The following is a 14351-nucleotide window of genomic DNA, read 5'->3' as shown; positions in this document are numbered from 1 at the left end:
TACGTGCAACAGATAGCCCGCTCTGTCGCCCTGGCATTTAATAATTTGCCGCGACCCCACCGCGTTATGCTGGGGTCCCTGACGGTTCTCACCTTAGCGGTCGCTGTATGGCGACCGTACGTGTACCATCCCGATTCCGCCCCCATTGTCAGAACCATTGAGCTCGAAAAGAGCGAAATCCGTTCCCTGTTACCGGAAGCCAGCGAGCCTATCGATCAGGCGGCGCAGGAAGATGAAGCCATTCCTCAGGATGAGCTGGACGACAAAGCGGACAGCGATGCTGGCGTTCATGAATACGTTGTATCGACCGGCGATACGCTCAGCAGCGTACTGAACCAGTACGGCATCGACATGGGCGATATCAGCCAGCTGGCCGCCGCCGATAAAGACCTGCGTAATCTGAAGATTGGTCAACAGCTTTCCTGGACGCTGAACGCCGACGGCGATCTGCAACGCCTGACGTGGGAAATGTCCCGCCGTGAAACCCGCACCTATGACCGCGCTGCAAACGGTTTCAAAATGAGCGCCGAAACGCAGCAGGGTGACTGGGTCAACAGCGTGCTGAAAGGCACCGTCGGCGGCAGCTTCGTCACCAGCGCGCGTAATGCAGGCCTGACCAGCAGCGAAGTGAGCGCGGTGATTAAAGCCATGCAGTGGCAGATGGATTTCCGCAAGCTGAAAAAAGGCGATGAGTTCTCGGTGCTGATGTCACGCGAAATGCTGGACGGCAAGCGTGAACAAAGCCAGCTGCTGGGCGTGCGTCTGCGCTCGGATGGTAAAGATTACTACGCGATCCGCGCCGAAGACGGTAAGTTCTACGATCGAAACGGTACCGGTCTTGCGAAAGGCTTTATGCGCTTCCCGACCGCGCGTCAGTTCCGCGTTTCCTCCAACTTCAATCCGCGTCGCCTGAACCCTGTTACCGGTCGTATCGCTCCGCACAAAGGCGTCGATTTCGCCATGCCGCAGGGAACGCCAGTACTGGCCGTAGGTGACGGTGAAGTGGTTGTAGCGAAACGCAGCGGTGCGGCAGGCTATTACGTGGCGCTGCGCCATGGTCGCACATACACTACGCGTTATATGCATCTGCGTAAGCTGCTGGTGAAACCGGGGCAGAAAGTAAAACGTGGTGACCGTATTGCGCTTTCGGGCAATACAGGCCGTTCTACGGGTCCACATCTGCACTATGAAGTATGGATTAACCAGCAGGCGGTGAACCCGCTAACCGCCAAACTGCCGCGCACTGAAGGGCTGACCGGCTCCGATCGTCGTGACTACCTGGCGCAGGTTAAAGAAGTGGTTCCTCAACTGCAGATTGACTGATTCCTGTCCTGTTAAAGCCGATGCCTGAGGGGCGTCGGCTTTTTCTTTTGTGTCGCGTCTGGCACGTCGCTAAACTATCTGCATATTCCTTTTTTCCGCCACGACTCTGGAACAGGCATGGAAACGAAAAAAAATAACAGTGAATTTATTCCTCAGTTCGAAAAGGCTTTTTTGCATCCGCGTTACTGGGGATCGTGGCTCGGCGTGCTGGCGTTCGCCGGTGTTGCAATGACCCCCGCCTCGTTCCGCGATCCGCTGCTGGGCGCATTGGGGAAAAAGGTTGGCAGGCTGGCGAAAAGCTCCCGCCGCCGGGCGCAGATCAACCTGCTTTACTGTTTCCCGGAAAAAAGTGAAGCCGAGCGCGAAGCCATCATCGATGAAATGTATGCTACGGCGCCACAGGCAATGGTCATGATGGCCGAGCTGGGGCTGCGCGATCCCAAAAAGATCATCAAGCGAGTCGACTGGAAAGGCATCGAAATCGTCGAGGAGCTGCAGAGTAATAACGAGAAGGTCATTTTCCTCGTGCCGCACGGCTGGGGCGTGGACATTCCGGCAATGCTGATGGCCTCAAGAGGGCAGAAGATGGCGGCGATGTTCCACAACCAGGGAAACCCGGTGTTCGACTACATCTGGAACACCGTCCGCCGCCGCTTTGGCGGACGTATGCATGCGCGTAACGACGGTATCAAGCCGTTCATTAAGTCCGTACGCGAGGGTTACTGGGGCTACTATCTGCCGGACCAGGATCACGGAGAAGAACACAGCGAGTTTGTGGACTTCTTTGCCACCTACAAGGCGACGTTACCGGCGATTGGTCGCCTGATGAAAGTCTGCCGTGCGCGCGTGGTGCCACTGTTCCCGGTATATGACGGCAAAACGCATCGACTGACGGTAGAAATCCGCCCGCCGATGGACGATCTGATGGTCGCTGATGACAACACCATCGCGCGCCGCATGAACGAAGAAGTGGAAATTTTCGTTACGCCGCACACGGAACAGTACACCTGGATCCTCAAGCTGCTGAAAACCCGCAAGCCGGGCGAAATCGAGCCGTACAAGCGAAAGGAACTGTTTCCCAGGAAATAAAAAAAGCGCCGGTTAGGCGCTTTTTTACAGGCTTCCGCGAGCTGAATTACTCTACGGTCAGAACACGTGTTGTGTTGGTCGTGCCTACCGTGCTCATGACGTCGCCCTGCGTGACGATCACGATGTCGCCGGAGACGAGGTAGCCTTTATCACGCAGCAGATTTACTGCGTCATTAGCCGCGGCTACGCCGTCGGTGGCGCTGTCAAAGTAAACCGGCGTTACGCCACGGTACAGTGACGTGAGGTTCAGCGTACGCTCGTGGCGGGACATGGCGAAAATCGGCAGACCGGAACTGATACGGGAAGTCATCAGCGCGGTACGGCCAGATTCGGTCATGGAAATGATCGCAGACACGCCTTTCAGATGGTTGGCGGCATACATCGCTGACATCGCAATCGCTTCTTCCACGTTATCGAACTGTACGTCCAGACGGTGTTTAGAGACGTTAATGCTTGGGATTTTTTCTGCGCCCAGGCACACGCGTGCCATAGCGGCAACGGTTTCCGAAGGGTACTGGCCTGCAGCCGTTTCCGCAGACAGCATCACCGCATCGGTGCCATCCAGCACGGCGTTAGCCACGTCCATGACTTCTGCACGGGTTGGCATCGGGTTGGTGATCATGGATTCCATCATCTGGGTTGCGGTGATCACCGCGCGGTTCAGCTGGCGGGCGCGGCGAATCAGGGCTTTCTGGATACCGACCAGCTCCGGGTCACCGATTTCAACGCCGAGGTCGCCACGGGCCACCATCACCACGTCAGAAGCAAGGATGATGTCGTCCATTGCGTCCTGGCTACAGACGGCTTCCGCACGTTCCACTTTTGCAACGATTTTAGCATCACAGCCTGCGTCACGCGCCAGGCGGCGGGCGTAGTTCAGGTCTTCGCCGCAGCGCGGGAAGGAGACGGCCAGGTAGTCGACGCCAATCAGCGCAGCGGTCTGAATATCAGCCTTATCTTTCTCAGTCAGCGCTTCTGCAGAGAGACCGCCGCCGAGTTTATTGATGCCTTTGTTGTTGGAAAGCGGGCCGCCAACGGTCACTTCGGTGAATACCTTCATGCCCTGAACTTCCAGCACTTTCAACTGAACGCGACCGTCGTCCAGCAGCAGGATGTCGCCTGGCACAACGTCGGCAGGCAGGCCTTTATAGTCGATACCGACTTTGTCTTTGTCACCTTCGCCTTTACCGAGGTTAGCATCCAGCAGGAATTTGTCGCCGATGTTGAGGAAAACCTTGCCTTCTTTAAAGGTGGATACGCGAATCTTTGGTCCTTGAAGATCGCCGAGGATGGCGACGTGACGACCCAGTTTGGCTGCAATTTCGCGTACTTTATCGGCACGAAGTTTGTGGTCTTCAGCGCTGCCGTGGGAGAAGTTCATACGGACGACGTTAGCGCCCGCCGCAATCACCTTCTCAAGGTTATTATCGCGGTCGGTGGCCGGGCCTAAGGTAGTTACGATCTTAGTTCTGCGAAGCCTTCTGGACATGTAATACTCCGTTGCTGAAACAATTTTGGTGTTGCGTGAACAGGAATTCGGCGGTTCCCACTGTGCGTAGCGTAATGCTGGAACTTAACCGAATGTGCAAATAGGTTACAAGCTTGTTATAGACTTTTAATGATTATCACTGCTAACCCGCAGTTCCTTATCAAACCGCGATTCCTTCAAGGCTTCCTTGACCCGCTTCAAGTTATCCCGGAATTTTGCCCCGCGTCGCAGGGTAAAGCCGGTGGCAAGGACATCGATAACCGTCAGTTGGGCCAGCCGGGAAACCATCGGCATATAAATGTCAGTATCTTCCGGCACGTCGAGCGTAATGGCGAGCGATGCCTCGCGCGCAAGCGGCGTACCTGCTGACGTAATGGCTATCACCATCGCGTCGCTCTCACGCGCCAGCTGCGCCAGCTCAACCAGGCTTTTTGTCCGCCCGGTGTGCGAAATAAGTACGACCACATCGTCGTCGCTGCAGTTCATACAGCTCATACGTTGCAGAACGATGTCATCGGTGTAGACCACCGGCACGTTAAAGCGGAAAAATTTGTTCATTGCATCGTGCGCCACGGCGGCGGACGAGCCGAGTCCGAAGAAGGCGATTTTTTTTGCCTGAGTCAGCAGGTCGACGGCGCGGTTCACGGCGGACATGTCCAGCGAGTGACGAACGTGGTCCAGGCTTGCCATCGCGGACTCAAAAATTTTGCCCGTGTAGGCTTCCACGCTGTCGTCTTCATCGACGTTACGGTTTACGTATGGCGTACCGTTGGCAAGACTTTGGGCCAGATGCAGCTTAAAATCAGGGAATCCCCGGGTGTCCATACTGCGACAGAATCGGTTGACGGTCGGTTCACTGACCGCCGCCTGCAGGGCAAGCGTCGCAATGCTTGAGTGAATGGCCTGGGACGGAGAGGCGAGGATCACTTCCGCCACTTTACGCTCGGATTTGCTAAGGTTTTCCAGATGGGACTGGATTTTTTCCAGCATGTTCATGGTTAACAGGCGCTCATCGGTGAAAGCGATTCCATTAATGGGGTGAAATCGACGTGCAATTTAGTGAGAATATACCCCTGGGATTTCTGCAATGCAGAGGAAAGAGGGCAATTTACGTTGTTTTTTTTCATTACATGATCGCAGTCGACTTTTGCCAGCCGCTGACTGGCGAAATGACGAACAAAATGAGGCTCTTGCCCGGCGCTGATGGCGCTTTTTTTCCCAGAAATGCCTTTATCTGGCATCGACCGGGCCCGGGGGTTTCGGCATTCACGTAAACACAGTACAGTGCAGCGTAAGAAAATTACAAATAGCGCCTGGCGGATGTACCAGGCAATCCAACTGAGGAGAATGACATGGCGGTAACGCAAACGGCCCAGGCATGCGATCTGGTCATTTTCGGCGCGAAGGGTGACCTGGCGCGTCGTAAATTGCTGCCTTCCCTGTACCAACTGGAGAAAGCGGGCCAGATCCATCCGGACACGCGTATCCTTGGGGTAGGACGTGCCGACTGGGATAAAGATGCATACACCAAAGTGGTGCGCGAGGCGCTGGAAACCTTCATGAAGGAGAAGATTGACGAGAGTCTGTGGGATACCCTGAGCGGTCGCCTCGATTTCTGCAATCTTGACGTTAACGATACCAAAGCCTTCACCCGTCTTGGCAAAATGCTCGACCAGAAAGAGCGCGTGACGATTAACTATTTCGCGATGCCGCCAAGCACCTTCGGTGCTATCTGCAAAGGCCTTGGCGAAGCGAAGCTCAACGCCAAACCGGCGCGCGTTGTGATGGAGAAACCGCTGGGCACTTCGCTCGCAACCTCACGTGAAATCAACGACCAGGTGGGCGAATACTTCGAAGAGTGCCAGGTCTACCGTATTGACCACTACCTCGGCAAAGAGACGGTGCTCAACCTGCTGGCGCTGCGTTTTGCCAACTCCCTGTTTGTTAACAACTGGGATTCCCGCACTATCGATCACGTGGAAATTACCGTGGCGGAAGAAGTGGGCATCGAAGGCCGTTGGGGTTACTTCGATCAGGCCGGGCAGATGCGTGACATGATCCAGAACCACCTGCTGCAGATTCTGTGCATGATTGCGATGTCGCCGCCGTCCGATCTGAGCGCCGACAGCATTCGTGATGCGAAGGTGAAAGTGCTCAAATCCCTGCGCCGCATTGACCGCTCCAACGTGCGCGACAAAACCGTACGTGGTCAGTACACCGCAGGCTTCGCGCAGGGCAAAAAAGTGCCTGGCTATCTTGAAGAAGAGGGCGCGAACAAAAGCAGCAATACTGAAACCTTCGTGGCTATCCGCGTGGATATCGACGACTGGCGATGGGCGGGCGTGCCGTTCTATCTGCGTACCGGTAAACGTTTGCCGACCAAATGCTCTGAAGTTGTGGTGTATTTCAAAACCCCGGAACTCAACCTGTTCAAAGAGTCCTGGCAGGAGCTGCCGCAGAATAAGCTGACTATTCGTCTGCAGCCGGACGAAGGCGTGGATATCCAGATCCTCAACAAAGTGCCGGGTCTGGATCACAAACACAACCTGCAAACCACTAAGCTCGATCTGAGCTACTCCGAAACCTTCAACGAAACGCATCTGGCTGATGCCTATGAGCGCCTGCTGCTGGAAACCATGCGCGGCATTCAGGCGCTGTTTGTGCGTCGCGATGAAGTGGAAGAGGCGTGGAAGTGGGTCGACTCGATTACGGAAGCCTGGGCCGCCGATCAGGATGCGCCAAAACCGTATCAGGCAGGCACCTGGGGTCCGGTTGCTTCAGTCGCAATGATCACCCGCGACGGCCGCTCCTGGAACGAGTTTGAGTAAGTTCCGACGCTACTCCGATCTGGGTATTTTACCGGTAACATGATCTGACACAGCATCTCGTGTGATAATTATGCTTTTAAGCCCCGGGTGGTTCACCGCCGGGGCTTTTTTTATTACACTGACGCAAGATAAATTTGCCCCTGGGCTACAGCACAAGCGCGTTTCAGCATTGTTAATGACTCCTGAATTCCGTGTTAATGCTAAAGCCCGGACACTCAGAATTTGAGGAGCTTTTATGAATCCTGCATTGTTACGCGTAACAAATCGCATTATCGAGCGTTCGAAAGAGACCCGTAGTGCCTACCTCTCCCGCATTCATCAGGCGAAGTCCGACACCGTCCAGCGCTCTCACCTGGCCTGCGGTAACCTGGCGCACGGTTTTGCCGCCTGTCAGCCAGACGACAAAGCCTCTCTGAAAAGCATGTTACGCAACAACATTGCGATCATCACCTCCTACAACGATATGCTCTCGGCCCATCAGCCGTACGAGCACTACCCGGACATCATCCGTAAAGCGCTGCACGGCGTGAATGCCGTAGCCCAGGTTGCCGGTGGTGTGCCTGCGATGTGTGACGGCGTGACCCAGGGCCAGGACGGGATGGAACTTTCCCTGCTGAGCCGCGAAGTGATCGCCATGTCTGCGGCAGTAGGGCTTTCTCACAATATGTTCGACGGCGCGTTGTACCTCGGCGTGTGCGACAAAATAGTTCCGGGCCTGGCGATGGCGGCGCTCTCCTTTGGTCATCTGCCGTCCATTTTCATTCCGTCTGGCCCGATGGCGAGCGGTTTGCCAAACAAAGAAAAAGTGCGTATTCGCCAGCTATATGCGGAAGGCAAGGTTGACCGAATGGCGCTGCTCGAGTCCGAGGCGGCGTCTTATCACGCGCCAGGCACCTGTACTTTCTACGGTACCGCGAACACCAACCAGATGGTTATCGAGTTCATGGGGATGCAGCTGCCGGGTTCTTCGTTTGTTCATCCGGATGCGCCTCTGCGTGATGTACTGACCGCGGCGGCGGCACGCCAGGTCACCCGCATGACCGGTAACGGCAACGAGTGGATGCCGCTGGGCAAAATGTTCGACGAAAAAGTGGTGGTTAACGGTATTGTGGCGCTGTTGGCAACGGGCGGCTCCACCAATCACACCATGCATCTGGTGGCGATGGCCCGCGCGGCGGGGATTATCATCAACTGGGATGATTTCTCTGAGCTTTCAGAAGTGGTGCCGCTGATGGCGCGTCTCTATCCGAACGGCCCGGCAGACATCAACCACTTCCAGGCGGCGGGCGGTGTACCGGTGCTGATCCGTGAACTGCTGAAAGGCGGCCTGCTGCATGAAGATGTTGAAACCGTTGCCGGTCATGGCCTGAAGCGTTACACCATGGAGCCGTGGCTCAACAACGGCGAGCTGGACTGGCGCGAAGGCGCTCAGGCCTCCCTGGATGAGGCGGTAATCGCCTGCATCGACAAACCTTTTTCCCATCACGGTGGCACAAAAGTGCTGAGCGGCAACCTGGGCCGCGCGGTGATGAAAACCTCTGCCGTACCGGTGGAAAACCAGATTATCGAAGCGCCTGCGGTGGTGTTTGAGAGCCAGCACGACGTCCTGCCTGCATTTGAAGCGGGCCTGCTGGACAAGGATTGTGTTGTGGTGGTGCGCCTTCAGGGGCCAAAAGCGAACGGCATGCCAGAATTGCATAAACTTATGCCGCCATTAGGTGTATTATTGGACCGTTGTTTCAAAATTGCGTTAGTCACCGATGGTCGACTCTCTGGCGCATCCGGTAAAGTGCCGTCAGCAATCCACGTCACGCCTGAAGCTTACGACGGTGGGCTGTTGGCAAAAGTTCACGATGGCGACATGATTCGCGTGAACGGCCAGACCGGCGAGCTGACGCTGCTGGTGGATGAAGCCGAACTGGCTGCACGTAAGCCGCATCTGCCGAATCTGAGCGCATCACGGGTTGGAACAGGGCGCGAGCTGTTCAGCGCACTGCGCGAGAAACTCTCCGGTGCAGAGCAGGGCGCGACCTGCATCACTTTTTAATACGACAAGATTACTCATTCTGGCGAGAGAAAAACTCTGATGAAAAACTGGAAAACAAGTGCAGAAGCAATCCTGACCAACGGCCCGGTAGTGCCGGTAATTGTGGTGAACAAACTGGAACACGCAGTGCCAATGGCAAAAGCGCTGGTTGCCGGCGGCGTACGCGTGCTGGAAGTGACCCTGCGTACCGCCTGTGCAATGGACGCTATCCGCGCTATCGCCAAAGAAGTGCCTGAAGCCATTGTCGGTGCAGGCACCGTGACCAACGTTCAGCAGCTGAAAGAAGTCACCGAAGCTGGCGCGCAGTTCGCTATCAGCCCTGGACTGACCGAGCCTCTGCTGAAAGCAGCCACCGAAGGTACCATTCCGCTGATCCCGGGTATCAGCACCGTCTCTGAACTGATGCTTGGCATGGACTACGGTCTGAAAGAGTTCAAATTCTTCCCGGCTGAAGCCAACGGTGGCACCAAAGCGCTGCAGGCGATTGCAGGTCCGTTTGCACACATCCGTTTCTGCCCGACTGGCGGCATCTCTCCGGCCAACTACCGTGACTACCTGGCGCTGAAAAGCGTGCTGTGCATCGGTGGCTCCTGGCTGGTGCCAGCGGATGCGCTGGAATCCGGTGATTACGAACGCATTACTAAAATCGCTCGTGAAGCGGTGGAAGGCGCGAAGTAATATCCGTACTTATGCGCGGCTGCCTGATGGCGGCTGCGCCTAATCAGGCCTACAAACCCCGTAGGCCTGATAAGCGAAGCGCCATCCGGCGCTTTTTTTATGCCCTAACGCTCACGGCACCAGCCGCAGCTTTCGCCCGTTCCACCGCCGTTACTACCTCTTCTGCTGTAGCTAATGCCACGCCAAGACGACGCGTGCCGTTGATATCTGGCTTACCAAATAAGCGAATCTGAACGCCCGCGCCCACGGCGGCATCAAGGTTGCCGAAACGGACATTGCTGCTGGTCAGCTGTGGCAAGATTACCGCCGAAGCCGAAGGGCCATACTGGCGAATTGCGCCAATGGGCAGCCCCAGGAAAGCGCGGACGTGCAGTGCGAACTCTGACAAATCCTGTGAAATCATTGTCACCATGCCGGTGTCGTGCGGGCGAGGAGAGACTTCACTGAAGATGACCTCATCGCCGCAGACAAACAGCTCCACGCCGAACAGGCCGTAGCCGCCAAGCGCCAGCACAACTTCGCGAGCAATGGTTTCGGCACGTTCCCGTGCGAGCTCGCTCATTTGCTGCGGTTGCCAGGATTCGCGGTAGTCGCCATCTTCCTGCCGATGACCAATCGGAGCGCAGAAATGGACGCCGTCTACAGCGTTGACGGTCAGCAGCGTGATTTCGAAATCAAAGTTAACTACGCCTTCAACAATCACACGGCCTGCGCCTGCCCGACCGCCCTGCTGAGCATAATCCCAGGCGGCGGGGAGCTGCGCTTCGCTACGAATAAAGCTCTGCCCTTTGCCGGAGGAGCTCATAACCGGTTTGATGATGCAGGGCAGGCCGACTTCCTTTACCGCCTTGCGAAAACTCTGCTCGCTGTCGGCGAAACGGTAGCTGGAGGTTGGCAAGCCAAGCTCTTCCGCCGCCAGGCGACGAATGCCTTCGCGGTTCATGGTGAGTTTTGCTGCGCGTGCGCAGGGCACAACATGTTGGCCAGACTGCTCCAGCTCAATCAGCATATCAGTGGCGATAGCTTCAATTTCTGGCACGATAAAGTCAGGTTTTTCCTGCTCAACCAGGGTTTTCAGCGCTTGCCCGTCGAGCATGTTGATCACGTGGCAGCGGTGCGCTACTTGCATCGCTGGCGCATCTGCATAGCGATCGACGGCAATCACCTCGATGCCCAAACGCTGGCATTCAATAGCCACTTCCTTACCCAGCTCGCCAGAGCCCAGTAACATGACGCGAGTTGCTGCCGGACGCAGCGCGGTGCCTAGTTGAGTCATAACGCATTTCCACAGTAAAAAGAGGGTTGCAGTATACACGAAAACGTTTGCGTGTGTCTTCTGAGGGCGTACGTCCGATACTTTGCGCATCTTTAGTTGTCACAGACATTTCCTGACATCGCCTCGCTTAGTCTGAGAGAATTCTTTGCAATGCCGGGAGGGCAATATGGCAAACTGGCTCAATCAACTTCAGTCTCTGCTTGGACAATCTTCTGCTAAATCGCCGGGTGATTCGGGGCTTAACAAACTGCTGGTGCCTGGCGCGCTTGGTGGGCTTGCCGGGCTGCTGGTCGCCAGTAAATCCTCACGTAAGCTGCTGGCAAAATACGGCACCGGCGCGCTGCTTGTTGGCGGCGGTGCCGTTGCTGGCAGCGTGTTATGGAACAAATACAAAGAGAAAGTTCGCGCTGCGCATCAGAGCGAACCTGAGTATGGTCTGCATACCAGCCCCGTGGATCTGCGGACAGAGCGTCTGATCCTGGCATTGGTTTTTGCGGCCAAAAGCGACGGCCATATCGACGACAAGGAGCGGGCCATTATCGATCGGCAGCTGCGTGAGGCCGGTGTGGAAGCGCAGGGGCGAGAGCTGGTGGAAAAAGCGATTGCTCAACCGCTGGATCCTCAGCGACTTGCAAAGGATGTTCGCAACGAGGAGGAAGCGCTTGAGCTCTATTTCCTGAGCTGTGCAGCCATCGACGTTGACCACTTTATGGAGCGTAGCTATCTGAACGCGCTGGGTGACGCGCTGGCGATCCCGCAGGAGGTACGCGACGGCATCGAAACGGACTTAAGGGCGCAAAAACAGGCACTTTAATCCTTTCTGAGCATGTTTCGCTTGCATCGCACTGCACTTTTGCCACCCTTAGAGGAGGTAATTTGCAGAAGAACAACGACATGCCACCAAAAGCAAAACGAATTCCGCACGCCATGACGCTTCATGGCGATACCCGCATCGACAACTACTACTGGCTGCGCGACGACGACCGCGTGCAGCCCGCCGTGCTCGACTACCTTAAGCAGGAAAATGACTACGGGCACGAGGTAATGACCTCGCAGCGCAGCTTGCAGGATAAAGTGCTCAAGGAGATTGTCGATCGCATTCCTGAACGTGAAGTCTCCGCGCCCTATAGCAGAAACGGCTACCGTTACCGACGCGTTTACGAACCCGGATGCGAATACGCTATTTTTCAACGCCAGTCGGTGCTGAAAGAAGTATGGGACGATTGGGACGTGCTGCTCGATGGCAATCAGCGAGCGGCTCATAGCGAGTTTTATACGCTTGGCGGGATCCTGGTTTCACCGGACAATACGCTGCTCGCAATCACCGAAGATTTTCTCTCCCGCCGCCAGTACGGCTTACGCATTCGCAATCTGGAAAACGGGAACTGGTATCCGGAAACGCTGGAAAACGTGGAGCCGGATTTTGTCTGGGGTAACGACTCGCAAACGCTGTATTACGTGCGTAAGCATCCGACCACGCTGTTGCCTTTCCAGGTCTGGCGGCACACCGTCGGGATGCCGATGTCGGCAGATGAGCTGGTGTATGAGGAGCAGGACGACATGTTTTACGTCAGCCTGCACAAAACCAGTTCAAAACATTACGTGATCGTTCATCTTGCCAGTGCGACGACCAGCGAAGTGCTGCTGCTGGATGCGGAGCTGCCGGATGCGCAGCCGCTGTGCTTCCTTCCTCGCCGTAAAGATCATGAATACAGCCTTGACCATTTCCAGCATCACTTTTATCTGCGCTCGAACCGCGAGGGAAAAAACTTCGGTCTTTATCGATCGTCAGTCCGCGACGAAAGTCGCTGGGAGGCGCTTATCCCTCCGCGTGAGGAGGTGATGCTCGAAGGCTTTACGCTGTTTACCGACTGGCTGGTGGTGGAAGAGCGTCAGCACGGCTTAACCAGCCTGCGCCAAATCAACCGCAAAACCCGGGAGTCGTTCGGAATTGCCTTCGACGATCCGGCGTACGTTACCTGGCTTGCCTATAACCCCGAACCGGATACACCACGGCTTCGCTACGGCTATTCGTCGATGACGACGCCGGACACGCTGTTTGAGCTGAACATGGATACCGGCGAACGTACGGTGCTTAAGCAGCAGGAGGTGAAAGGGTTCGATGCCAGCCGCTATCGCAGTGAGCATCTGTGGGTTAAAGCCCGCGACGGCGTTGAGGTGCCGGTCTCACTGGTGTATCACCGCGAGCATTTTCGTCAGGGCAATAATCCGCTGCTGGTCTACGGCTATGGCTCCTATGGTACCAGCATGGATGCCGACTTTAGCAGTAGCCGCCTGAGTCTCCTCGATCGCGGCTTTGTCTTCGCCATTGCCCACGTTCGCGGCGGCGGGGAGCTTGGGCAGCAGTGGTATGAAGACGGCAAGTTCTTGTTGAAAAATAATACCTTTAACGACTATCTCGACGTCTGCGATGCGCTGCTGGCGCAGGGCTATGGCAACCCGTCGCTCTGCTACGGCATGGGCGGCAGCGCGGGCGGTATGCTGATGGGCGTGGCAATTAATCAACGACCGGAGCTGTTCCATGGCGTCATTGCCCAGGTGCCGTTTGTGGACGTGGTAACAACCATGCTGGATGAGTCCATCCCGCTCACGACCGGAGAATTCGAGGAGTGGGGCAATCCGCAGGATCCTGAGTATTACGAGTATATGAAGGGTTACAGTCCCTACGATAACGTCGGACCGAAAGCCTATCCGCATCTGCTGGTGACCACCGGGCTGCATGACTCACAGGTACAATACTGGGAGCCGGCAAAGTGGGTGGCGAAACTAAGGGAGCTGAAAACCGACGATAACCTGCTGTTGCTTTGTACCGATATGGATTCCGGGCACGGCGGGAAATCGGGGCGCTTTAAAAGCTATGAAGGTGTGGCGCTCGAGTACACGTTCCTGATCGCGCTGGCCCAAGGGACGCTGCCGGGCCAGGCGCCGCGCTAGCTATTCTCCCAGCCAGTGTTTCAGCGTCAGGCGGAGCTCCGGGCTCATTGAGTTGAGATTATTGAACAGCCAGCGGAGGTAGCCGGGATCTTTCTCAGCAATCTCCGCCACCGGTTTACCGCGGTACTTGCCGAAGGTGAAGGTCGTCATTAATGCAGGTCGTCCGGTGATATCGACCATTTGATCCGCATTCCAGCCGGAGACGTTCATAATATCAATCAGCAGCGCTGCCGTGATATAGCAGTCATACAGGGCGCGGTGATGATGCAGGCCCGGCGGTGTGGCGACGCTTAGCTTGCGGGATTTGTACAGCGCCATATTGCTGTACTTGATGCCTGGCCACAGGCGACGAGCGAGCTTCATGGTGCAAATCCACTCCCCGTTCATTTCCGGCAACACGCGGCGATCGAAACTGGCGTTATGTGCCACGTACCACGCACTGCCCTGGTAATGCGGCACCACATCCTCAATCCACGGCTTATCGGCGACCATCTCCTCAGTAATGCGATGGATTGCCATCGCCTGCGGGCTGATGGGTCTGTCCGGCCGCACAAGATGGCTCATGGGGTTGGTTATCTTACCGTCAACAATGTCTACCGAGGCAATTTCAACGACGCCTCCCTGTAAATCACAGGTTTCCGTATCGATAACGCGTAACATGGTGCT

12 protein-coding genes are annotated in these 14351 nt (G+C 56.1%); 7 read left to right on the top strand and 5 right to left on the bottom strand.

The window, feature by feature from the left end; genetic code table 11:
• The first annotated feature begins 3 nt into the window (after positions 1–3).
• The gene (mepM, locus tag AB1287_RS18380; protein ID WP_312625972.1) at positions 4–1323 is read left to right on the top strand and encodes a murein DD-endopeptidase MepM; all 1320 of its coding nucleotides are present in this window, start codon (positions 4–6) and stop codon (positions 1321–1323) included.
• Positions 1324–1440: 117 nt separating this feature from the next.
• Complete coding sequence (gene lpxM, locus AB1287_RS18375) at positions 1441–2412, top strand: lauroyl-Kdo(2)-lipid IV(A) myristoyltransferase (protein ID WP_435618702.1); 972 nt, start codon at positions 1441–1443, stop codon at positions 2410–2412.
• A 46-nt stretch (positions 2413–2458) separates the two neighbouring features.
• Here the strand turns inward: lpxM and pyk are convergent, their stop codons facing one another.
• The 3 genes from pyk to AB1287_RS18360 form a co-directional block, all read right to left on the bottom strand.
• Positions 2459–3901, bottom strand: coding sequence for a pyruvate kinase (gene pyk / locus AB1287_RS18370; protein ID WP_312625970.1), 1443 nt, complete (start codon positions 3899–3901; stop codon positions 2459–2461).
• Positions 3902–4027: 126 nt separating this feature from the next.
• Positions 4028–4897, bottom strand: coding sequence for a MurR/RpiR family transcriptional regulator (locus tag AB1287_RS18365; protein WP_312625969.1), 870 nt, complete (start codon positions 4895–4897; stop codon positions 4028–4030).
• 2 nt (positions 4898–4899) lie between these two features.
• Entirely contained in the window at positions 4900–5142 is a 243-nt protein-coding gene (locus tag AB1287_RS18360; RefSeq protein ID WP_312625968.1) for a hypothetical protein, read from the bottom strand.
• Positions 5143–5253: 111 nt separating this feature from the next.
• Between AB1287_RS18360 and zwf the strand changes: the two genes are divergently transcribed.
• From zwf to AB1287_RS18345, 3 genes are all read left to right on the top strand, one after another.
• Complete coding sequence (gene zwf, locus AB1287_RS18355) at positions 5254–6729, top strand: glucose-6-phosphate dehydrogenase (protein ID WP_312625967.1); 1476 nt, start codon at positions 5254–5256, stop codon at positions 6727–6729.
• 235 nt (positions 6730–6964) lie between these two features.
• The gene (edd, locus tag AB1287_RS18350) at positions 6965–8776 is read left to right on the top strand and encodes a phosphogluconate dehydratase (protein WP_435618701.1); all 1812 of its coding nucleotides are present in this window, start codon (positions 6965–6967) and stop codon (positions 8774–8776) included.
• A 39-nt stretch (positions 8777–8815) separates the two neighbouring features.
• Positions 8816–9454, top strand: a complete 639-nt coding sequence (locus tag AB1287_RS18345) for a bifunctional 4-hydroxy-2-oxoglutarate aldolase/2-dehydro-3-deoxy-phosphogluconate aldolase (protein WP_312625965.1) — start codon at positions 8816–8818, stop codon at positions 9452–9454.
• Positions 9455–9551: 97 nt separating this feature from the next.
• On the opposite strand, the gene purT is transcribed toward AB1287_RS18345, so the two are convergent.
• Positions 9552–10730, bottom strand: coding sequence for a formate-dependent phosphoribosylglycinamide formyltransferase (gene purT / locus AB1287_RS18340; RefSeq protein WP_435618700.1), 1179 nt, complete (start codon positions 10728–10730; stop codon positions 9552–9554).
• 166 nt (positions 10731–10896) lie between these two features.
• Here purT and AB1287_RS18335 point away from each other — a divergent pair, with 166 nt between their 5' ends.
• A complete protein-coding gene (locus AB1287_RS18335; RefSeq protein ID WP_312625963.1) occupies positions 10897–11544 on the top strand; it encodes a tellurite resistance TerB family protein in 648 nt (215 codons plus the stop codon).
• 80 nt (positions 11545–11624) lie between these two features.
• A complete protein-coding gene (gene ptrB, locus AB1287_RS18330) occupies positions 11625–13685 on the top strand; it encodes an oligopeptidase B (protein WP_435618760.1) in 2061 nt (686 codons plus the stop codon).
• Here the strand turns inward: ptrB and exoX are convergent, their stop codons facing one another.
• Positions 13686–14345 (bottom strand): exodeoxyribonuclease X, encoded by a 660-nt coding sequence (gene exoX, locus AB1287_RS18325; RefSeq protein WP_435618699.1) that lies wholly within the window; start codon positions 14343–14345, stop codon positions 13686–13688.
• Positions 14346–14351: the final 6 nt, after the last annotated feature.

This window comes from Scandinavium sp. UTDF21-P1B (assembly GCF_040750395.1).
Classification (GTDB): domain Bacteria; phylum Pseudomonadota; class Gammaproteobacteria; order Enterobacterales; family Enterobacteriaceae; genus Scandinavium.
This window is presented reverse-complemented; position numbering and strand designations above follow the sequence as displayed.